Annotated in this window: 9 protein-coding genes and 1 pseudogene; 4 read left to right on the top strand and 6 right to left on the bottom strand. The window is 40.6% G+C overall.

Annotated elements, in window-relative coordinates; genetic code table 11:
* Window positions 1-543: 543 nt before the first annotated feature.
* From GJB62_RS00230 to GJB62_RS00205, 6 genes are all read right to left on the bottom strand, one after another.
* Window positions 544-1803 carry a glycosyltransferase family 2 protein gene (locus GJB62_RS00230; protein ID WP_114080264.1) on the bottom strand — a complete coding sequence of 420 codons (1260 nt, stop codon included), beginning with the start codon at window positions 1801-1803 and terminating at the stop codon, window positions 544-546.
* Between the two features lie 277 nt (window positions 1804-2080).
* Window positions 2081-2548 carry a DUF2141 domain-containing protein gene (locus GJB62_RS00225; RefSeq protein WP_114080363.1) on the bottom strand — a complete coding sequence of 156 codons (468 nt, stop codon included), beginning with the start codon at window positions 2546-2548 and terminating at the stop codon, window positions 2081-2083.
* A gap of 76 nt (window positions 2549-2624) precedes the next feature.
* The gene (locus tag GJB62_RS00220) at window positions 2625-3608 is read right to left on the bottom strand and encodes a glycosyltransferase family 2 protein (protein WP_114080265.1); all 984 of its coding nucleotides are present in this window, start codon (window positions 3606-3608) and stop codon (window positions 2625-2627) included.
* Between the two features lie 212 nt (window positions 3609-3820).
* Window positions 3821-4825: an NAD-dependent epimerase/dehydratase family protein gene (locus GJB62_RS00215; protein WP_114080266.1), complete on the bottom strand. Its 1005-nt coding sequence runs from the start codon at window positions 4823-4825 to the stop codon at window positions 3821-3823.
* Window positions 4826-5032: 207 nt separating this feature from the next.
* On the bottom strand, window positions 5033-6211 hold the full coding sequence (gene devC / locus GJB62_RS00210) for an ABC transporter permease DevC (protein WP_114080267.1): 1179 nt from the start codon (window positions 6209-6211) through the stop codon (window positions 5033-5035).
* Between the two features lie 74 nt (window positions 6212-6285).
* On the bottom strand, window positions 6286-7494 hold the full coding sequence (locus GJB62_RS00205; protein ID WP_114080268.1) for an ABC exporter membrane fusion protein: 1209 nt from the start codon (window positions 7492-7494) through the stop codon (window positions 6286-6288).
* Between the two features lie 1422 nt (window positions 7495-8916).
* On the opposite strand from GJB62_RS00205, the pseudogene GJB62_RS37275 reads away from it, so the two are divergent.
* The 4 genes and pseudogenes from GJB62_RS37275 (at window position 8917) to GJB62_RS00185 (ending at window position 21856) form a co-directional block, all read left to right on the top strand.
* Window positions 8917-9191, top strand: a pseudogene (locus tag GJB62_RS37275) (hypothetical protein).
* A 224-nt stretch (window positions 9192-9415) separates the two neighbouring features.
* A complete protein-coding gene (locus tag GJB62_RS00195; RefSeq protein WP_114080269.1) occupies window positions 9416-14824 on the top strand; it encodes a type I polyketide synthase in 5409 nt (1802 codons plus the stop codon).
* A gap of 249 nt (window positions 14825-15073) precedes the next feature.
* The gene (locus GJB62_RS00190) at window positions 15074-16801 is read left to right on the top strand and encodes an SDR family NAD(P)-dependent oxidoreductase (RefSeq protein ID WP_114080270.1); all 1728 of its coding nucleotides are present in this window, start codon (window positions 15074-15076) and stop codon (window positions 16799-16801) included.
* Between the two features lie 306 nt (window positions 16802-17107).
* Window positions 17108-21856 carry a PfaB family protein gene (locus GJB62_RS00185; protein WP_114080271.1) on the top strand — a complete coding sequence of 1583 codons (4749 nt, stop codon included), beginning with the start codon at window positions 17108-17110 and terminating at the stop codon, window positions 21854-21856.
* Window positions 21857-21993 lie beyond the last annotated feature (137 nt).

Below are 21993 nucleotides of genomic sequence, written 5' to 3'. Positions count from 1 at the left end.
AATAAAGGGGAATCTTTCACGAAAATGCTGGTTTTCAATTTAGGATTTACGCAGCTTATGTTTCATGAACATTCTGATTTTCTAGCTCAGAAATTCCCACTAATACGATTAGACTAAGGATTTACGCATTTTCAAATAGCCGAAGTTGTCGATTGTGAAATGGATGTTTATAGTGCTTCTCGTTTGTGTGCAGTAGACTCTGACCTTTCTCCAAACCTCTCAGGTTTTGAGGCTTACTCCCTTTCCCTTATAGGGAAGGGGTTGGGGGTTAGGTCTATGTTAGACTCAACTGCAACCTCTATATAAACCTAGGTTGAAACTATCAAAACATCCAAAATACTAAGTCCAAATTCCCCTTAATATATTTGTCTAAACCCTTGTCGTTTATGCAAATACATTTTGATAATTAACAAGAATAAGTGTGTATTCTGACAAGGGTTATAGCTAATATAGTTCTACTAAATATAAGATAATATAATTTGAAGACTAGGGAATGTTTAGTGTAATAACTTTCATGCCCTAGTTCATATTTTGCGATTTAATTCAAAGAGATACCTTGCCATCAATGGGCTGATCTAACCATTGATAAGGGCGATATTCCACTAGCCGGACATTCCAAGGCCCTTGAACCCGATAGGAGACACCGCGCCAGGTGACTGTTGAGATCCAAATGGATGATAGCATTGCTAGCCCATAAACCCACTGTGTTAGGGGAATTCCAATCAACATTTTGATGATTGTAGCACCCGATAATTTTGCGATCGCCTGGTCATTAGAGCGAACCACTCGCTGTATCTCTAATTCCAACACGAGCATTATCAAGAGTAATCCGACAGTATAGACACTATAGCAGCCCAACAAGAGAGCCGCAGCTGCCCATTTTGCCTGCAAGAAGGACTCTAGAACTAAAATGATGAGTGCGGTAGGAAACAAAATGCTAGAAACAGCTTCACTAACTAAAGCTAGCCAACGCGGGTGATACAGTCGAGAATAAAGTATCAAGCGCTTGAGATAGTCGATTAAGTTGGATAAATCAGTCTCTTCACGATTGACAATTAGCAGCGAAGGCACAAACTTTACCTGAAACCCATGTTTTTTGAGGATGTCGTGCATCATAAAATCTTCGCCTAAAGCTTGTCCCCACTTATCTAGTAGTTCTGTTTGGCGAAGCACTTCTGTTTTCACAGCCAAACTCCCACCCCAAGGAATCTGAAAGATAAACATTTGCACAACTGTGGATACATTGCCGATGTACCGCACTAAAGATCCCCAATACCTACCTGTAGGTACGTACCAACGATTACCTGTTGTCGCCCCTATTTTGGCATCACCTAAAGGACTGACTAATTCTCGCAGCCAATTTACATGGACTATGGTATCAGCATCTACTAAGGCAACAACCTTGTAGGAATCATCCAACTCACGGACAGCTTGGACTAAGGAACTACATTTGAGACTACAATTGTTGCGTACTATTCTCAAAGGGCTAATTTGAACGTTGGTCGCTTCTTGCTCTGTGATGCTTTCACTGGCAATTTTCCAAGCGGGGTCTTCGTGACTATCAACGATCAATTTTAAATCATAGTGTGGATAGTTTTGGTTCAGGAGCGATCGCAAACATCTAGGCAAAAACGGATCGGCTCCGCGTAAGCAAAGAATCACTGCTGTTTTGGGTAACTGATCATCTGGTAATAAGTTTTTTTTAGATGAGCGCAGATACCATATAAAAACAAGCGTTAAACACACCTGAATAACCAGCCAACCCGTCAAAGACTTAGACAGAAATATTGCCAAATCTTCCATTAAATTTTTAGTCTCCGGTAGAATATCGGCTTGTTTATATGTAGGTGTGATCTAAACCGTAATTCTGAATAATTGGTAATTAGGGGAGAGGTTACAGGGAATAGTCTGTACCTGGATTTCTCACTTGTGAGAAATCCAAGGGGTGTGGGAGGTGTGGGAAGTGTGGGAGGATGGGGAAGAAGTCTTACCCCCCACACTCCCCACACTCCTCTTCTCCCTCTGCCTACACTATGCGTGAGAAATCCGGGTGTACCCTGTAACCTCTCCTCTATGACCTTTATGAATCCAGCGAATATTTCATGATAATGTTGACTGTTGTATTTTTATTTACAACAAAACTGGCATCACGAAACTTTGGTGTACCCGTTTGTATAGACACAGTTGGGTTTTTGGAAATTCCAAAACCTTCTGTGGGAATACCAAAAAAATCTTTATTGAGTTTGCGATCGCCATTTTGATCGTCAACAACGGCGACAGCATAAGTTCCAGGCTTCAAACCGGAGAAATCTTTTTTAACAGAATTGCCAGTAATCTTAGCGCAGCCACTTTGAGAACCACTAGAATTACTCATCGGAAATCCTTTTTCAGTTGCGTAAACTCTAAAGCAAATCTCACCTTTTTTGTGTTGTATGCCATTTACCACAACACTAAGTGTTGCGGTTGATTCTGCATTTACTGTTTTAGCAAAGCTAAGGCTCACTAAAGTAGCAAGTAAAACATGAGATAAATGAGATAGTTTCAGCATAATTTTGTAGTGAAAGATAGGTAATTTTGGATCTGAGAAAAAGCTATATTTTCCAGCTTTTTCTGAACTGATTTGTTCAATGTATGACTTGATGTTTTCCAATTGCTGCTGGTTGCCGGCCTTTCCAAAGCACTTGCAGCACTCTTAGTAAATCTTTCAGCAAAAGATATTCTGCCCCTTTTAACTGCTGATGTAGGCTTCTATAACAACAAAGCTGCTCATTAAAACTCAGGGGACTACGCCATATAGAGAGTAGATACTCCCAGATTATTCTCCAATGTGGCAATAAAATTTGTCCTTTCTTTTCTGAATCAAACCACACTGCATAAGCATAGAAATCAGGTAGCATACTCAATGAGGTTTTTTTAGTGTTGTTAGCAAACAACAAATAATTAGGGAAATACATACTCATTGATTGTTGCGGATGGCTTCTGGCAAAAAAAAGGTATTCAGGGATTTCATAAAACCTGCCAAGAATACCAAGTCTTAACAAGAGAATTCCATCTGCATTACCGTAACCACCCATCTGCGGTATCATTTTCAGGGCACTAGTGCGAATTACTCCGTAACATTGATAACATAAATGTTTCGTCAGTAACTCATGAAAACGCTCGTGTGCTTTTAGTGCATCTGCCTGAAGTTTTATCTCGTAATTTTGGAGAAAATTACCCTGTTCATCAATGAAATATGTCTGGGAGTGACACAAGACTATGCTAGGGTCTTGGTCAAGTACTTCAACACACTTCTTGATAAAATCTGGAGCATGTAGATCATCATAAGCTGCCCATTTAAAGTACTCACCCGAAGACAATTTAAAGACACGATTGAAGTTACGAGCGCAACCGATATTCTTGTCATTGCGGTAGTAACAGATACGTTGGTCTTTGTTTGCATAAGCTCTACAGATTTCCTCAGTTTTATCTGTAGATGCATTATCTGAAATAATTAGCTCAAAATCTTCAAAAGTTTGAGCCAAGAGTGAATCTATGGCTTCTTTGATAAATTTTTCGCCATTGTATACAGGTAATCCGATGCTCAATCGTGGCTGATTGCTACTCATAACAAGTATTCGGAAAATCTGTGGATTATTTTATGCTCAATTGCAGATAATTGTTAGGCAGATGCAACGTAGGAATTGAGAATTCAGAAGCCAGAAGTCAGAATACAGAATAATTTGATACTTAAGCTGAATAATTTCAATCAACCGTGCTATTGCCTATTGATTTTATAATTATCCTGAATTATGACTCCTGAATTCTTAAAATCTGTTGACTATTTAATCAAGCTTTGAATATCTGTTTTTTGCAGCCATTCATGTGTTCGCTGCATTCCTTCTTCTAGGTCAATTGTCGGTTTATAATTCAACAGGCTTTGTGCTTTGACAATAGAATAAGCATAAGGACGAGTCATAAAATCTATAGACTCTGGTAGAATATCAACTTTTTTTCGAAAAAGTTTTTGTCCTTGAACACGTAGTTTTAGAAACAACTTGATTTCATCTTTCGGTAATGAAAGGGGTGCTGATAAACCTTCCATTGCTGCTAAACGCATAAAATACTCTTTCCACGAAGTTTCTTGTCCGTCGGTGATATTAAATATTTCACCGTAGGTTTCTTTTTCTATCGCCAGAAAGATGCCATCAATCAGGTTATCTATATATACATGATTGATTACTCCTTTGCCATCATTTGCACAGGCAAATAATTTTTGGCGCATCATCAGAACCGGTCTGACTATCCAGGGTATACTTCCTGGGCCATAAACATCTCCGGCTCGAATAACGATGATGCCAAAATCTGGAGGATTATTCAGTTCTAAAACTGCTGCTTCTGCTTCTATTTTTGTTTCACAGTAAGGATTATTTTCGCCCGAAAGTGGCCCGGATTCTGTAACACCATTGGGATAGTTGAAACCGTAAACCATTACACTAGAAAGATGCACAAATGTTTTGACACCAGCCTGTTTAGCGGCTTTAGCCATGTTGACAGTACCGCCAACATTGACATCACGAAAATTCTTAATTGCGCCAGCTTCTTCGGCAAGTTGATCTGTATGTAAAACGATATCTACTCCCTGACAAGCTTTTTGAGCAATAGTAGAATCTGTGATACGACCAATAATTATCTCAACACCTAAATTTTGTAATTGTTTGTTTTGTTCTGTAGAACTTTTAAGTCCACGAACCTTCATTCCTTGTGCGATGGCTAACTCGGCTGTACGCAAACCGACAAATTCATCAATCCCGGTAATTAGCAGGGTTTTATCTTTGAGGTTCATAAAATCGGAATTATTGTTAAATAGGTGAACTTGACTTGTTAGATAAAAAACTGAAATTTTATACCAAATTTAAATTCAGCTAAAGACTTTTAATCTAAAATCTAAAATTGGTATAAAGAAGAATTTTTCTGTGGAGAGCCTGAACCAACGCTTAGTTATTAGTCTATATCATGGCAAAAAATTTGATTATTTTGATGCAACGAATAGCTAGAAAATATCTCCCGGATCTGCGGAGCGGAGTTTGTTGATAGCAAGCGCTCCTGATGTTATACACATTAAAACTGTTGAAGTTAAGACAATCACTGCATTATTAGTTGTCATAACTATTGGTAGTTTAGTGGCTTCTGCGGCAAAACTATATAACAAGACAGAAGTAATGAATCCTGGAATATAACCTAAGATTGCCAAAATTAAAGCTTGCTGAAATACGACATTCAATAAATAGCTATTGGCATAACCTATGGCTTTCAAAGTGGCGTAAGCAACGAACTGAGTTGCAATATTGCTGTAAAGAATTTGATAAACAATAACCACACCAACAACCGCAGCCATTGTCAACATCAAGTTAAGAATAAAACCAATGGGTGTTCTGACAGCCCAGTATTGTTTCTCAAAATTAATAAAGCCTTGGCGTGTAAAAACTTGGACATCATTAGGCAAATTTGCTTGTAAATTTTTCAGTACGTTTTCGGCATTAGTACCAGGTTTGAGTGAAATCAAACCGATATCTATCATATCCGCCGGACGAGTATTGGGATTTATCCTCAAAAAAGTTGAGTCACTAACAAGTAAATTTCCGTCTACCCCAAACGAAGGGCCTAATGTGAATAAACCACCTATTCTCACTCTATAGCCAATCAATGAACTGTAGGGAAATATTTCAATTGTTTGTGCAGTCTCTCCCCCATTAAATTTTTCAGCTATTGGGCCAAACTCTGGGCGAGAACCCCTATCAAAAAGCACAACATCAGGAATTTTGAGTTTATCTAAATTTTTCTCAACTTCTGGGAGATTCATTACCGGTCTACCTGGATCGAAACCAATAACATATATTGAATATTTCTCACTAGTAGCCGGATTTTTTAGTTTGGCAAATTGCAAATACATGGGGCTAACTGACTCTACGCCATCAAACCCCAGGGATTGGTACAAACGAGTCCGTGAAAAACTTTGATTTGAGGTCAAAGATTTATATTGCGAACTCACTAAAAATAAATCTCCTTTGAGATTTTGATGCACAGCAGTTGCACTGGAATAAAGAGCATCTTGAAAACCAAGTTGCACAAACATTAGCAGCACAATAAAACCAATCCCGGCTACAGCTACTAGTAAACGAACTTTTTGCTGTGCTAGCTGTAGCCATCCTAAAGGAATTTTGAAATTCATGGATTTATTTGTCATTTGTCATTGGTCATTTGTCATTGGTCATTTGTCATTTGTGAATGACCTATGCCCTATGACTAAATATGAATGGCGACATCCACTTGTAAGTTAGTTAAACGAGCGACCTTTTCACTATCTGCGGGATTATCGATGGAGATTTTCACTTCAATTATTCTGCGGTCTGTATCTGAGCCAGGGTTGATGCTGAAGATGTTTTGCTTGTCAACTTGCCAACCAATCTCTTTTACAGTTCCTTTTATTGTTCCAGTAAATGCAGTGCTGGTAATTGTGGCTTTTTGTCCTACACGCACTTTTTGAACATCGGTTTGATACACCTCTGCAATCACATACATTTGAGATGTTTTACCTATCTCCGCAAATCCTCTACTGGTGCTGATAACTTCTCCGGTTTTGGCGTGAATTTTTAAAATTTTGCCATTTATGGGAGATTTGATGTAACTTAAATCCAAGTCGGCTTTTGCTTGTTGAACAGAAGTTGTGGCACTGTTGACTTCGGTTTGCGCGACTTGAACATCTACACTACGCACTTCGCTAATACTGGTAAGTTGTGCTTGTGCTTGCTTTTTCTGTTCTTGGAATGTGTCTTGAGTGCGCTTGAGGGTGGCTTGGGCTTCTGATAGCTGCTGCTGTGTAGTCTTGAGTTGCAAAGCTTTGGTATCTGCTACAGAAGCAGCGATCGCACCTTGTTTATATAATTGCTGATAGCGATTGTTCTCAGCTTGAGCATTATCTACCTCAGCCTGGATGCGGGCGATTGTCGCCTCTTGAGTAGCAACATCCCCTTTGTATTGTGGCTCTAAACGTGCGATCGCTGCCTTTTGAGCATCGATATCTCCGGTTTTCGCTCCAGATTTAACCTGCGCTAGTTTCGCTTTGGCAACTTGCAGTTGGTCTAAAGCCTGTTGCAATGCGGTTCTAGAACGACCATAGTTTTCTAGATAGGCTAATAATTGCCCTGCTTTAACCGTCTCTCCTTCTTTCACCAACAGTCTATCTACTCTCACCCCATTATTAGAAGCAGGAGCAGTCAAAGAAGTAACTTCGCCTTCTGGCTCCAAACGTCCCAAAGCAGTTACAGCAACTTTTACAGGCGTGGCAGCCTTTGGCGGATTCGCTGCTGGTGTCACAACTTTAGGTTTAGACCAAAATGGTACCAAACTATAAAAAGCTATTAATCCGGCTGCTAAAGTTAGAGAAGCTGCTAAAATTAATTGCGATCTACCTACGGGTTTTGTAAATAATCGGTTTTCTTTATTTACTGCCATCTTTTCATTCCAATTCTGCTTTTTTAGGGGATAGCCTGGTTATATTTAGTCCATTAGAATAGACTCATCCACAAATTACTTAGAGAGCTTTTCCTCTAAGGTTTCTACCTTAATCAAGTGGATGTATCTAAAGTGGTTTTATATGAATTGTTGTACGCTTTTACAGCCCAAAATTACTATTGTGGCGTGAAAATTAATGGTGGTGTTACTTCAAAGCTTCCTAAGTTATATCCTAATTTGACATCTAATCCAGTAGCTTAAAATACAATAGCGCTAACCAGAAAACTTAACTCTCAAGAACAAGTAAGCGCCAATAAAAATGAAATCAAAACTTGGATAAACTTGTTATTAACTATGGCGTAGAAATTGATTTTTGTCAACCGATTAACTTTGCATAAGTCCTGATTTTCTCACTAAAAATTTGTTCACGGTAAGATTAAATGCTGAAAAAATGTATTCATTACTAATCTTTTGTCTGCTAATTAAATACCAACAGATAGTTAGTGATTAAGTAGATTTGATATTACTAACAGATTCTTGTTAACAGGGTTGTGTAGTATAAGACATTATTATTAGTTTTACTCATAGTAATTAAAGGGTGCTTAGAAACCGCACCTATACAAGACTTTATCCACCTTCGTGGGTTTTAAATACCCAATTTTGATTAGGGGTGGTCTACCCTGCGCGAACGCAAAGGGTGGAATGTTTGTGTAGCCATATACTCCTACGGTGAAGCAAGCTACATACAGTGTGGCGTAGGCATCCCATTCGCTCTGGTTTTCTAACCGCCTTTTTAACTAATGCAATCATGATTATGTTTATCAAGCAACATAGTAAAAATTAACATTTGCTTTATAAATAACCGCTTTACTTCTTAACTTGACTTATATTGAAAAATAACCAGAAACTTTGACTAAATTATGATGTTTCTCTGAGAAAATATACTTATGATCATCCAATTTATCTATGTATTTCTTGAATTGTTACTTAGTAGACAACAGATTTGCATTGTTAACTTAATTCACAGAAAACTTCTATCTAACCTGTAGATAACAAAATCTCTAACACATTTATACAGTCACAAATTATACTTAAGTTCTGAATTTTATTCAAATTAACATCAGTAATTGTGGATGTTTCTTTATAAAATAACTTTAAAGAAATGATTTAGTTTCTGTAAAGTATGTTAGTGTTTTTATTAATTCAATGCTTTAAAGTGGTTAGACAAACTAGTTATTTAATTGAGATTTTGAAATTAAAAATAACTAAAGATAACTGCTTCTCCATCATCGTCTGCTCGTTTCATTACTTTTTGAACTTGCATAAGTTTGGGTTAAAGGTGGTGTCTTTTGTGTAACGAACTTGTCAACTTTCCTAGTTCAAATAGCATAAAATACATTATCCCGAACGTTGAAATTGGCTATGACTTTAGAGATACAGAACGTTGTCATTAACAACAGCTATGTTGCTGTGGTTAGGCTAGATAATCAAAAGCTTTCGGGTGAAAAAACATTTCTGTTCTCTTAGCTACTCCTCAGTTTCCATCACTCCAGTAGGATACCATTACTCAAAATCTCTACCATTACAAATGGATTAAATTCACTGGTCAAGCAGCTATTACACTCCAAGACTATTTTACCAGTTTTAACAACGTTATTGACCTATTGCCACAATTTCAAGAGTCTAGCGTTGGATAACATTTTTTCGCGATGTCTACGACGGGCTACGCCTACGCAGTATGCCAAAGTCGCCTGGAAACATAAGGCTTTACCCCGGCAGTATGTATCGTGTGGTGTCGATTTGGAGATAAGCATTTAGCAAAAATAAGATAGCTAACTGCTTACAAAACCAGAGTTTTCCATTAATTAGTAGGCAACAGAAATTACTGTAACTACACAATCCACAGTACTAACTATGCCCTATGTCTGCTTATTCAATTGATACTGCCTTAGCGGAGTTAGAAAGCCTTATCAATAATTGTGAAAAGGCTGTGATGAGGTCTATAGAGGAAAAAAACATGAAATCAGACAAATCAGATAAATCAGTGTCAATTAACAAAATTAACAGACAATTACAACACAATCCTATCGCCATTGTTGGGATGGCTTCTCTATTGCCTCAAGCCAGAAATTTGCGGGAATATTGGCAAAATATTGTAAACAAAATTGACTGTATTACTGATGTTCCTTCCACTCACTGGAGTGTCGAAGATTATTACGATCCGAATCCGAGAACTACTGAAGATAAAACCTACTGTAAAAGAGGCGGGTTTATTCCAGAGGTAGATTTTAACCCGATGGAATTCGGCATTCCACCCAGCATTTTGGAAGTCACAGATGTATCGCAACTATTAAGTTTAGTGGTTGCGAAAGAAGCGATGGAAGATGCAGGTTATGGCGAAAAACGTGAGTTTAGCCGCGAGACTGTTGGTGTAATCTTAGGCGTGGCTATGGCCAAGCAATTAGGAATGCCGCTTTCTGCCAGGTTGGAATATCCCATTTGGGAAAAGGTTCTTAAAAGCAGTGGTTTATCTGACGAGGATACCAAAAAAATCGTTGATAAAATCAAAAGTGCTTATGTGAAGTGGGATGAGAACGCTTTCCCTGGAATGTTAGCTAACGTAGTCGCGGGTAGAATTGCCAATCGCCTAAACTTTGGCGGACTGAACTGCGTAGTTGATGCCGCTTGTGCTAGTTCCTTTGGTGCTTTGAAAATGGCAATTAGCGAACTAGTTGAGCATCGTTCTGACATGATGCTGACTGGTGGTGTTGATACCGACAACACCATCATGGCTTACATCTCCTTCAGCAAAACCCCGGCGGTTACTCCTAGCGAAAATGTCAAACCTTTCGATGCTAAATCTGATGGGATGATGCTGGGTGAAGGTATCGGGATGATTGTCCTGAAACGGTTAGAAGATGCTGAACGGGACAACGATAAAATATATGCCGTAATTAAAGGTATTGGTACTTCCAGCGATGGACGTTACAAGAGCATTTATGCTCCTCGCAAAGAAGGTCAAGTCAAAGCCTTAGAACGTGCTTATGAAGATGCCGGCTTTTCTCCCGCTACCGTTGGTTTGATGGAAGCACATGGTACAGGTACAATGGCTGGAGACCCGACAGAATTCGGTTCTTTAAAAGACTTCTTTGATGTGCATGATGGCAAAAAGCAGCACATCGCTTTGGGTAGTGTGAAATCGCAAATCGGACACACAAAAGCGGCTGCGGGTGCGGCGAGTTTGATTAAAACTGCTTTGGCTTTACATCACAAAGTATTACCACCGACAATTAACATCACCGAGCCAAATCCCAAACTCAACATTAAAAATTCATCCTTTTATTTGAATACCCAAACCAGACCTTGGATTCGTCCAGAGGGCGAAGCGCCAAGACGTGCAGGTGTAAGTTCTTTTGGATTTGGTGGAACCAACTATCACGTTGTTTTGGAAGAATATGAAGCTGACCAAAACGACGCTTACCGCTTACACAGTGATGCTAGTGAAGTGCTGTTGTTTGCTCCCACAGTAGAGCAATTGTTGAGCAAATCGGAAGAGATTTTAGGTAAGTTGCGATCGCCTGAAGCACCAACACACTACTCACAATTAGTCAATGAGTGCAAATCACAACAAATTCCCCTCTCTGCTCCCCGATTTGGGTTTGTCGCTGAGAATCTCGAAGAAGCTTGCAAGTTTCTGCAAACTAGCATTGACTGGCTGAAACTTAAAGGAACAGCAGCATCTTGGGAGCATCCCCAAGGGATTTATTACCGTTCCTCTGGTATGGAGTTGGGCGGAAAAGTTGTCTCTCTATTTTCTGGACAAGGTTCGCAATACCTGGAGATGGGACGCGAACTGGTGATGAATTTTCCTTTGATGCGCCGTCTGCATGGTTATATGGATAGCCTGTTAATCAAAGATAATTTGCAGCCACTTTCAGAAATTGTTTTCCCTCATCCTGTGTTTGGAGAGGCAGAAAAGAATGTCCAAATTGCTGCCTTACAACGCACAGAATATGCTCAACCAGCCATTGGGGTGTTGAGTGCAGGGATGTACAGCATCCTGCAACAAGCTGGGTTCAAATCAGATTTTGTTGCCGGTCATAGCTTTGGTGAACTAACAGCGCTATGGGCTGCGGGGGTTTTGAGTACTGAAGATTACTTGTTCTTAGTGAAAGCTAGGGGTCAAGCAATGGCTGCACCCGAAGACCCGGATCATGATGCGGGAAGTATGTTGGCTGTCAAAGAAGACATCAGCAAAGTAGAAGCAGTAATCAGACATTTTCCCCAAGTTGCGATCGCTAATCAAAATTCTCCGACTCAATTTGTCTTGGCTGGGCCTACCGCAGAAATAGCGAGAATCAAAGAGGCTTTACATGAGAAAGGATATACGGCTGTACTGTTACCTGTATCAGCAGCTTTCCATACACCGCTAATTGCCTTTGCTCAGAAATCCTTTGCGATCGCTACCAAGTCTGTCAAATTCCAAAGTCCCAAAATCCCTGTTTACAGCAACGTCACGAGTAAGCAGTATCCCAAAGAAGCCCAAGGTATTCAAAAGATTCTGGAAACGCACCTTTCAAACTCAGTGCTGTTTAAACAGGAAATTGAAAATATCTATGCGGCGGGTGGTACTTGCTTTGTGGAATTTGGGCCGAGGAGAATTCTGAGCAACTTGGTGAAAGAGATTCTTGGCGATCGCCCACACATCACCGTATCTTTGAACCCTAGCGTTCAAAAGAATAGCGATCGCTCTTTGCGAGAAGCAGTTGTGCAGTTGCGGGTAATTGGCTTGGCTTTGAATAACCTCGATCCTTACCAACTTCCCCAAACTATCCCCCCAATTGAGACGAAGAAGACATTAAATGTACGTCTAAACGGCATCAACTACAGATCCGAAAAAACGAAAAATGCCTTCGCTCTAGCTTTGCAGGATGGGCATAAAGTCACATTACCCACCCCTGAATCTTCTGAAACTGTGGCTCCTTTATTTAGTAGCCCCGGTGTAACTCCACCTGTAGCAGTGATAGAGACTAACGGACATAAAAAACTTACCCCAGCAATGAACGGTGTGACTGCTAGTATCATCACCCAGCCAGAGCAACAGATGAATCCTGTTACCCTGTCACAACCAGTCCAGGAATCTAAGATGCAACCAACACCAGAAAAACTTACAAATTACGAACAACTTTTAGCAAGTTTAGAATATCTCCTGACACAGTTCCAGGAAAATCAAGCCGAGAATTTACAAGTTCACGGTACTTATCTCAACCATCAAATGGAATACGCTAAAGCGTTTTTCCAACTGATGCAGCAGCAGAATTCTTTGTTGAGTGAAAGTAAATCAACAGCCGAAACTGCCAAAATGAAGCTCGTTGTCATGGAAAGCCTAGAGCGTAGCATGATGCAGTTTCATTCCCAACAAGGTGAAACTCTACGCATCCATGAGCAATATCTCCAAGAGCAGTTGGAATATACTAAGAGCTTTTTCCAACTCATACAGCAAGAGTATTCTCAAATCATCTCAGGTGAGGGAGCAACTCAACTAACAGAGAAACTCAGCAATTTCACTCCGTTCACCACAGAAACAACTGTTACTGATGCACCCGTACCTGCTACTACCAAGATAGTAGAAAGCCAGCCTTTGCCTGTAACTGAGCCTGTAGTTAAAAATGGCTTAAATGTTACCCAAGCGCCTCTGCCGGCTGCTGTAGAGCCTGTAGTTGAAACTTCCTACTCCCCACTTCCCACACCGCACTTCGCCACTGTAGAGACAGTAGAGTCTGTAGTCGCGCCACCTGTCCCAGTAGTAGAAGAACCTCAAGCTGAGGTTGTAGTTAGAATTAGCTCACCTCCAATCAAGGAAGTTGTTGCAGAACCAGCACCCACAACTGCTGCACCTGTATCTAACGCAACTATCGATATTGTTGACTTGGATAAAAACCTCTTAGCCATCACCAGCGACAAGACTGGCTACCCAGTCGAGATGCTGGAAATGGACATGGATATGGAGGCTGATTTAGGGATTGACTCGATTAAACGGGTGGAAATCTTAGGGGCGCTACAAGAAATGTACCCCAGCCTACCCAAGCCCAATTTAGAAGAACTGTCAGAAAAACGCACCATTGGTCAAGTTGTAGAGTATCTGCAATCCCATGCTTCCAAAGGTGTTTCGGTAGAAATTGCAGTTCACGAAGTACAACAAGTAACTGAGATTCCTGTAGAGACTGCACCAGTAGTTGAAGTAGTTACTACACCGGAAGTAAGCGTAGTTGTCGCATTCACTCCAGAACCAGAACCCGCTACAAGTGATGAATTTGCAAACTTAGGTGAAACCCTGTTAGCCATCACCAGCGATAAGACTGGTTATCCAGTGGAGATGCTGGAACTGGAAATGGATATGGAAGCCGATTTAGGGATTGACTCGATTAAACGGGTAGAAATCTTAGGGGCGATGCAAGAAACGTACCCCAACTTACCCAAACCAAATATCGAAGAACTCGGCGATCTCCGCACCATCGGTCAAATAGTTGATTACCTACAGCAGTTGGCTGGAGGTGAAAAAAAAAAGTCTGAGCCTGAGTTTGTCCAACAGCAGCCACCGGAATTAGAGCATAATATCCAGCGCCATCTCGTCAAACTCAGAAGTCTACCACAGCCCGATTACTTGGATTTTACATTACCAGAGGGACACATCGGTTTAATCACCGATGATGGTTCCCTCACCACTTACAAATTAGCTGAATCCCTAATCGAGAAAGGCTGGAAAGTAGTAGTTATCAGCTTCCCCCAATCGCTCATCGCCCAACAAGCGCCCTTACCCACAGGAGTAACCCGCGTCACCTTAGCAAACTTGAGTGAAGAACATCTTCAACAACAATTGCAAGCGATCGCATCTCACTGCGGAGCGATTGGGGCCTTCATCCACTTACATCCGATGTTTGTAGGAAATCACACCGGAAGTATTTCTTATAACGAATCAGAAAAGGCGATCGTCAAGCACGTATTTTTGATGGCGAAACACCTCAAACCCTCTCTAAACGAAGCCGCAAAGCATGGACGTAGTTGTTTCTGCACAGTAGCTCACCTTGATGGAGCCTTCGGTTTAGAGTACAAAGTCAACTTCGGTGCGATCGGCGCTGGTTTATTTGGATTAACCAAAACTCTGAGATGGGAATGGCCAAAGGTGTTTACTCGTGCGATCGACCTAAGCCCTAGACTTGATGCTAAACAATCAGTACAAAACATCATCGCCGAACTTCATGACCCCAACCTTTATATAAGTGAAGTTGGGTATGGCTCACAAGGACGAGTCACTATTATCGCCGATTAATTAGTTCTTTGATATAGCAGTCTTATTTGAGTTGTGAAAGTTCCTGTTTTAACGAACCGCAAAGGACGCAAAGAGCGCAAAGAAAAAAAGAAATAAACAGAGAACTTCACAAATTTTTTAGGGCTGCTATAGTGCATTACTTTTTACTTCCTATTACAAGATTGCCAATTTCTCTTACTTTGCGTCCTTTGCGCCCTTTGCGGTTCGTATATCAAAAACCCCAATTTATGCAGGTATTCACGAGGATTTATGACACAAACAGCCCAGCTTAGTCCATCATCTGTCTTTGTCGTGAGCGGCGGTGCAAAAGGGATTACGGCTGAGTGTACTATCAGATTAGCTCAACAGCAACCCTGCAAATTCATCCTCCTCGGTCGCTCCGAACTATTAGAAACCGAGCCAGATTACGCTCAAAACTCTGATGAATCCGCATTGAAAAAATGCATCATGGAAAATCTTCTTTCTCAAGGAGAGAAGCCCACCCCCATGAATGTGCAAAAAATATATAACAAAATTACCTCCAGCCGCGAGATTAAAAAGACTCTAGCAGCAATTGAAAAAACCGGAGCTAAAGCAGAATATATCAGCGTCGATGTCACAGATACGCAAGCTTTACAAGAAAAACTTGCCACTGCTGTGCAACATCTCGGCCCAATTACCGGAATCATCCACGGCGCAGGAAACTTGGCTGATAAGTTAATTGAAAAGAAAACAGAAGAGGATTTTGAGAAAGTTTACACCGCTAAAGTTCAAGGTTTAGAAAACCTCTTAACTTGCGTCAACCCTAATCAACTTCAGCATTTAGTTTTGTTTTCTTCAGTCACAGGATTTTACGGAAATCCTGGACAATCTGATTATGCGATCGCAAATGAAATTCTGAACAAATCAGCCCATATATTTAAGCAAACTTATCCCTCATGTCATGTAGTCGCTATCAACTGGGGTGCTTGGGATAGTGGGATGGTGACAGCAGAATTAAAGAAGATTTTTCAAGAGCGAAAAATTGATATAATTCCCATTTCAGTTGGGGCACAGATGCTGGTTAAGGAAATGGATAATGCCAATCATGCAACCGCGCAAGTTGTTATTGGTAGTCCACTAGTTCCAATGGCTACAGAGTTAGATTCAGAATTACGAACTTATCGTATTCGTCGCCAAATGACATTGGAGGCTAATCCATTTTTGCACGATCATACTATTGCTGGTTCTCCAGTTTTACCAGCAACTTGTGCAATGACCTGGATTATCAATGCTTGTGAACAATTATATCCCGGTTATCGGTTGTTTAATTATCAAGATTTCAAAGTTTTGAAAGGGATTACTTTCAATGAGACATTAGCGAAGGAACATCTTTTAGAGATAGAAGAAATTTCTAAAGTTAATTTTGAAAGAATTGAACTTAAAGCCAAAATTTCGAGTAAAAACCCACAAGGTAGAATACAGTTTCATTTTAGCGCCCAACTCAATCTCCAGCGAGAAATCCCAGATGTACCCACTTATGAATCTCTCAATCTCGAAGAAGATAATATCATCACCGCTACAGGAAAAGATTTTTACCAAAATGGTGGAGCCACATTATTTCACGGCCCGGCTTTTCAAGAAATCAAAAGAGTTTTAAACATCAGCCCTGAAAAAATCACTACAGAATGTCTGTGGCCAGAACTCAGCGCACAGGAACAAGGACAATTCCCTGTCCAATGGGTAAATCCTTACACAACAGACTTGAGTATGCACGCCTTATGGGTTTGGACACAACACTTTCATGAAGAAGGTTGTTTACCTGGGAAAGTAGAAAAATTTGAACAATTTGCGATGATACCACATAACGAAACATTTTACGTTTCTTGTGAAGTATTAGCTAAGACACCAAGTAGTGCGATCGCAAACTTTATCATACACGATCGCCAAGGTAAAATCTATTCACGAATGCTCGGCGCTCACGCCATTATTTGGTCAATGAAAATGCTCAGAAGCTAGTAATCTGTGAAATTCAAAGTTTGTAGTAAGGACTTGAGTCCTTGTTTTATAAGTACAGATTTGTGTGAAATTGTGGCGAATTGAGGGTTGAATTTTAAACGCAAAGGGGCGCAAAGGGAAACGCAAAGGTTCGCAGAGAGTTCGCTAGATATCTTGTACTAAGGAATAAAGTCTTTACTGTAAACTATCCAAGCTAGCTTAATCTTAGGATTGCTATAACTTGCCTCGTTCAAAGTTTGGGGAACAGCGTAAATCCTGCCTTTTAATTATCTCTTGCTAAATACCCAAACTCGGAGCATATAAATCGTGGAAAAAATAGCCATCATCGCATTATCATGCCTATTCCCCGATGCCAAAAATCCTGAAGAATACTGGCAAAACATCGTTAATCAAAAAGATTCTACATCCTCTGCAACCGTCGAAGAAATCGGAGTAGATCCGACAATATTTCACAATCCAGTTAAAGGTACACCAGACAAAACCTACTCCCTTAAAGGCGGATACATCCGCAACTTCCAGTTTAATCCATCTGAATATAATCTACCATCAGAATTTGTTGCTGGTTTAGATAACACCTTCAAATGGTCATTGTATGCCGCTAAACAAGCAATTGAACAAAGTGGTTATTGGGGTAATCAAACTGTTCTAGCAAAATGTGGCGTAATTTTAGGTAATTTGTCATTCCCGACAAAACTATCTAATCAGTTATTCTCTCCAATTTACCAGCAAGCTATTAATCCTGCTGTCAGAGAACTTTTGCAGTATGAAGACTTTGATTTAGCTGTCCCAAGTACAACTAAAGCATCTTTATACAATGCAATGATATCTGGTTTACCAGCATCTATTGTAGCTCAAGCTCTATCTTTATCCCAGATTAATTTATGTCTGGATGCTGCTTGCTCGTCATCATTTTATGCGATTAAACTAGCATCTCATTACTTATGGTCACACAAAGCTGATGTTATGTTAGCTGGAGCCATAAGTTGTGCAGATTCCCTATTCGTGCGGATGTTATTTTCTGGTGTTCAAGGATATGCAGAAAACGGTATCAGCCGTCCCTTAGATAAGTCATCTAGAGGTCTAATTCCCGCCGATGGTGTTGGGATGGTGATGCTGAAGAGATATTCTGATGCCGTTAGAGATGGTGATAATATTCTCGCCACTATCTGCGGTAATGGACTATCGAATGATGGTAAAGGTAAGCACTTACTCAGCCCTAATCCTAAAGGACAAACCTTAGCTTTTGAACGAGCCTACAATGAGGCAAATTTTAGTCCCAAAACCATCGATTATCTAGAGTGTCACGCCACTGGCACATTGCTAGGAGATACAACCGAATTTAACTCCATAGAAACATTCTTTGGTCAAAATCAAGCTGCACCTCTGGTAGGTTCTGCTAAAGCAAATACTGGTCACTTGCTAACTGCTGCTGGCATGGTTGGCTTGACTAAAGTAATTTTGAGTATGTCGCATGGTGTAATTCCAGCAACCATGAATGTTTCGGAACCTTTAACATCAGAAAAAGGTACAATTTCCGCCGATAAAATTGTTAGAACAGCTACGACATGGCCCAATAATAATACACCAATTAAACGGGCAGCTATTAGCGCTTTCGGTTTTGGCGGCACTAATTCTCATCTGATTTTAGAGCAAGGAAATACAGCAGAATCAGTTGAATCAACTCCACCTGTTCCACCTACCAAAGTTGCTATTGTCGGCATGGATGCCTTTTTTGGTAACTGCAATGGTTTAGATGCTTTTGAACGCAGCATTTATGATGGGACACAACATTTTACTTCCCTACCGCCTCAAAGATGGCATGGTATAGAAAATCAAGAAAGTGTTCTGAAAGAGTACGGTTTACCAGACGGTAAAGCACCAGTAGGGGCATATATCAAGGATTTTGAAATCGATACTTTATCGTGCAAAATCCCACCGAATGAAATCGAGAAGTTAAACCCACAACAATTATTGCTCTTGAAGGTTAGCGATCGCGCCGTAAAAGATGCGAAACTACAGGAAGGTAGCAATGTAGCGGTTATAGTCGCCGCCGAGACAGAATTCTCTGTGCATCAGCTACAGCAAAGATGGAATTTATCTTGGCAAGTTAAGGATGGCTTACTCAACCAAGGAATTTCTCTACCTGCTGAACAGCTTTCCCAGCTGGAAACCATTGTCAAAGATAGCATTCACCAACCAGTAGAAATCGGCGAATATGTAAGTCACATCGCCAACATCATGGCGAGTCGAATTTCTGCTTTATGGAATTTCACTGGCCCTGCATTCACCGTCAGCGCTGGCGAAAATTCTGCCCTCAAAGCGTTGGAAATTGCCCAAATGCTACTCGCTACTGGAGAAGTTGATGCAGTCGTTGTTGGTGCAGTAGATTTAGCTGGTGGTGTGGAAAATGTCTTGTTCCGCAGCCAATTTGCACCAATTAATACGGGTGTCAATACGTTGGGTTTTGACCAACAAGCTAATGGCTGGACGGTTGGCGAAGGTGCGGGTGCTATCGTCCTCAAGCGCTACGAAGCTGCTAAGGAAGATAATGAACGCATCTATGCAGTAATTGATGCTATGAGTTTCGCACAAGGTAATTCTACTTTGAGTGACGCTTTGGTAAAACCTGATGCTTCAGCTATCAGCAATGTCTGCAAACAAGCTTTCGAGATGGCGGAGATTCAACCCACAGAGGTTAACTATGTAGAAGTCTTTGGTAGTGGCGTTCCCCAAGAGGATGAAGCCGAAATCACAGGTTTACTGCAAGCTTATCCGAAAGTAGGCAATGGTTTGCACTGTGCGTTAGGTAGTGTTAAATCCAATATCGGCCACACCTATACAGCATCGGGAATTGCTAGCTTAATCAAAACCGCTCTCTGTCTTTATTACAGGTATATTCCCGCCACCCCCAAATGGTCTGGTGTCAAAACACCGCAAGTATGGGAAGGTAGCCCTTTCTATGTGGCGATGGAATCAAGACCTTGGTTTGTCGATAAAGGCGGCACACGCAGAATAGCAGCAATTAATAGTATGGGTATAGATGGGAGTTACGCCCATTTAATCTTATCGGAAGAACCCAGCCAAGAGGAGCGCGACAACAGATATTTGCAACAAATGCCTTTTCATCTGTTCCCTATCGCAGTTAGCGATCGCACCACCATCTCCGATCTTCTCAACAATCTCCAAAATACCATAGAAGCGAGTTCTTCTTTAGCAGCTACCGCCAGCGAGACATTTGCTACTTTTCAACAGCATTCTAATCCAAAATACGTCTTATCAATTACAGGACGTAACACAAAAGATTTACTCAAAGAAATTGAATCTGCCCGCAAAGGTGTAAATAATGCCTTTGAAAACGGCACAGATTGGCAAACACCACTAGGAAGTTATTTCACCGCGAAACCATTGGGTAAAACTGGAGCAGTTGCTTACGTTTATCCCGCAGCAGTCAATTCTTATATTGGCATTGGCCGGACTGTTTTTCGCTTATTTCCGAAAGTCTTCGAGGACTTAAAAAGTAATAATCTTTACAACCGGGCTGCCGATGTTGAAAAGCTAGTTTATCCCAGAAGCTTACCTAAATTGACAACTAGACAATTAGAAACTCTCGAAAAGCAATTGTTAGATGATTCACTGGCAATGTTTGAAAGTGAAATCGCCTTTGCTAGATATATGACAGCAATTTTCCGAGATGATTTTAAAGTTAAGCCGCAATCTGTATTTGGGTATAGCTTGGGTGAAACTAGCATGATGGTTGCCCAAGGAGTTTGGAGTGATTTTGAGGGCGGAAGTAACACCTTAAACTCATCACCTCTATTTGGCGATAAATTATCTGGGCCAAAAAATGCTGTGCGTGAATATTGGGGATTAACAGATTCACCAAACAACAATCTTTGGAATACTTATGTTCTCATGGCGACTCCATCTCAAGTTAGAGAATGCCTGAAACAAGAGAATCGCGTCTACTTAACTCAAATCAACACACCAGAAGAAGTGTTAATCGCTGGTGATGATGCCGCCTGTAAGCGAGTGATTGCAACTTTAGGTTGCAATGCGTTCCCCGCGCCCTTCGACCATGTGATACATTGTGAAGCGATGCGATCGCAGTTCGAGGAAATCAAGAAGGTAAACAGCTTACCATCACAAAATCTTCCTGGCATTGTGTTTTACTCAGCCGCCGATTATCAACCGATTGTACTTGATAGTGATACTATTGCCCACAACATCGCCAAAGGATTGTGCCAAGAACTTGATTTTCCGCAATTAGTAAATCGTGTCTATGGTGATGGAGTCAAAATATTTCTCGAAGCAGGCGCAGGTAATGTCTGTTCACGATGGATTGATAAAATTCTCGGAAACAAAGAACATATCACAGTCTCTCTGAATCGTAGAGGGATGGATGACCATGCTGCAATGGTCAAAGCATTAGCAAAACTACTCAGTCATCAAGTGAACGTGGATTTATCACCACTGTACAACAAGGCTCAAGGAACCGCTAATCAAAATAAAGCAACATTGAGAACAGTTACCTTGGGTGGAAAAGCAATTGCTGCTACAATTTTGAGTGAAGAAAATCGCAAACTTGTTGAAGATTTTGCTGGGGATCTTAAGAGCGATCGCTTCAAAATACAGCATCCAGATATACCTAATCTCCAACAATCTGAAATCACAGATTATCTTAACACTTCCAACCACATAACCCAACAAGAAAGTCATTCCCCTAACATCTTGCCTCAGCCAGAAGAAGTAAAACCGAAAAATATCATTGATAACGTTTTTCAACCGAGAGAACAATTACAATCTTCTGAGTCAAGCGCAATTAGACAGCCAATTCCTGTTTCTTTCCCACCCGTCAGAACTAAAAAAATTAGTAGCATCATCAGCATGTTCGATTTAAATAAGACCCAGTATCAAAAGCTCAATGCTAATAATTCAAAGATAACTAAAGCACACACTGCCTTCTTACAAGCTAGACAAGATTACAGTCAGCAAATGAGCGAAATCATTCAATTGCAACTAGCTTGCGCCCAAAACTTGCTTAACGACGAATCTTAATATCTCATACCAATTCTCTCTCAACTTGCACCGCTTAATTCTTAACTTCTCTCTTCCTTTGCGCTCTTTGCGCCCTTTGCGGTTCGTTTAATAATTATTACGTGCATCTCCCAGAGAATTGGTATTACTCTCTTACT

Origin of the sequence: Nostoc sp. ATCC 53789, from assembly GCF_009873495.1 — a bacterium.
Taxonomy (GTDB): domain Bacteria; phylum Cyanobacteriota; class Cyanobacteriia; order Cyanobacteriales; family Nostocaceae; genus Nostoc; species Nostoc muscorum_A.
Note: the sequence above shows the minus strand (reverse complement) of the source record. Positions and strands in the feature narration are given on the sequence as shown.

Coding starts and splice junctions, on each gene's coding strand:
- GJB62_RS00195 (WP_114080269.1), top strand. CDS start 9,416: ATGTCTGCTTATTCAATTGATACTGCCTTAGCGGAGTTAGAAAGCCTT.
- GJB62_RS00215 (WP_114080266.1), bottom strand. CDS start 4,825: ATGAACCTCAAAGATAAAACCCTGCTAATTACCGGGATTGATGAATTT.
- GJB62_RS00190 (WP_114080270.1), top strand. CDS start 15,074: ATGACACAAACAGCCCAGCTTAGTCCATCATCTGTCTTTGTCGTGAGC.
- GJB62_RS00230 (WP_114080264.1), bottom strand. CDS start 1,803: ATGGAAGATTTGGCAATATTTCTGTCTAAGTCTTTGACGGGTTGGCTG.
- GJB62_RS00205 (WP_114080268.1), bottom strand. CDS start 7,494: ATGGCAGTAAATAAAGAAAACCGATTATTTACAAAACCCGTAGGTAGA.
- GJB62_RS00220 (WP_114080265.1), bottom strand. CDS start 3,608: ATGAGTAGCAATCAGCCACGATTGAGCATCGGATTACCTGTATACAAT.
- GJB62_RS00225 (WP_114080363.1), bottom strand. CDS start 2,548: ATGCTGAAACTATCTCATTTATCTCATGTTTTACTTGCTACTTTAGTG.
- devC (WP_114080267.1), bottom strand. CDS start 6,211: ATGAATTTCAAAATTCCTTTAGGATGGCTACAGCTAGCACAGCAAAAA.